This window comes from Enterobacter sp. IF2SW-B1, assembly GCF_001743375.1.
Taxonomy (GTDB): Bacteria; Pseudomonadota; Gammaproteobacteria; order Enterobacterales; family Enterobacteriaceae; genus Enterobacter; species Enterobacter bugandensis.
Map to the genome: position 1 here is coordinate 1 of NZ_MJAA01000024.1, position 1,653 is coordinate 1,653.

The following is a 1,653-nucleotide window of genomic DNA, read 5'->3' on the forward strand; positions in this document are numbered from 1 at the left end:
AACTTTATGGGATTTGCTTGACCTCGCGGTTTCGCTGCCCTTTGTATTGTCCATTGTAGCACGTGTGTAGCCCAAATCATAAGGGGCATGATGATTTGCCGTCATCCCCACCTTCCTCCGGTTTGTCACCGGCAGTCAACTTAGAGTGCCCAACTTAATGATGGCAACTAAGCTTAAGGGTTGCGCTCGTTGCGGGACTTAACCCAACATCTCACGACACGAGCTGACGACAACCAKGCACCACCTGTCACTTTGTCCCCCGAAGGGGAAGGCTCTATSTCTAGAGTTGTCAAAGGATGTCAAGAYTTGGTAAGGTTCTTCGCGTTGCTTCGRATTAAACCACATGCTCCACCGCTTGWGCGGGTCCCCGTCAATTCCTTTGAGTTTCAACCTTGCGGTCGTACTCCCCAGGCGGAGTGCTTAATGCGTTAGCTGCAGCACTAAGGGGCGGAAACCCCCTAACACTTAGCACTCATCGTTTACGGCGTGGACTACCAGGGTATCTAATCCTGTTTGATCCCCACGCTTTCGCACATCAGCGTCAGTTACAGACCAGAAAGTCGCCTTCGCCACTGGTGTTCCTCCATATCTCTGCGCATTTCACCGCTACACATGGAATTCCACTTTCCTCTTCTGCACTCAAGTTTTCCAGTTTCCAATGACCCTCCACGGTTGAGCCGTGGGCTTTCACATCAGACTTAAAAAACCGCCTACGCGCGCTTTACGCCCAATAATTCCGGATAACGCTTGCCACCTACGTATTACCGCGGCTGCTGGCACGTAGTTAGCCGTGGCTTTCTGATTAGGTACCGTCAAGAYGTGCACAGTTACTTACACATWTGTTCTTCCCTAATAACAGAGTTTTACGATCCGAAGACCTTCATCACTCACGCGGCGTTGCTCCGTCAGGCTTTCGCCCATTGCGGAAGATTCCCTACTGCTGCCTCCCGTAGGAGTCTGGACCGTGTCTCAGTTCCAGTGTGGCCGATCACCCTCTCAGGTCGGCTAYGYATCGTTGCCTTGGTAAGCCGTTACCTTACCAACTAGCTAATGCAGCGCGGATCCATCTATAAGTGACAGCAAGACCGTCTTTCACTTTTGAACCATGCGGTTCAAAATATTATCCGGTATTWGCTCCGGTTTCCCGAAGTTATCCCAGTCTTATAGGTAGGTTATCCACGTGTTACTCACCCGTCCGCCGCTAACATCAGAGAAGCAAGCTTCTCGTCCGTTCGCTCGACTTGCATGTATTMGGCACGCCGCCAGCGTTCATCCTGAGCCAGGATCAAACTCTCCATAAAAATTATGATGTTTGATTAGCTCATAAATACTAAATAATGTTTGTAACTTATAGTTACGTTTTTTGGAATTAACGTTGACATATTGTCATTCAGTTTTCAATGTTCATTAATGTTCAATCTCTTTTATTGTACTTCATTAAATTATTGAAGTCAATAACTTTTTGAACGATTACTTTATTTATTYTATATTGTTWTTATAGTTATTTCTTAAGTTGAGTTGTGTTGTTTGACTCAACAAATAAATACTATACAGGCTTTCAAACTGCTTAACAACAGTAAAAATTACACCTTTACTATCCATTCTGAACGCTCTCATTCTAAAAATCGAACTTAAAGAAATTACAATTGTTAA

Annotated in this window: 1 rRNA gene; it reads right to left on the reverse strand. The window is 45.6% G+C overall.

From position 1 onward, the window contains the following. Positions 1 to 1,301, reverse strand: a 16S ribosomal RNA gene (locus A6013_RS23540); the annotation flags it as partial. Positions 1,302 to 1,653 lie beyond the last annotated feature (352 nt).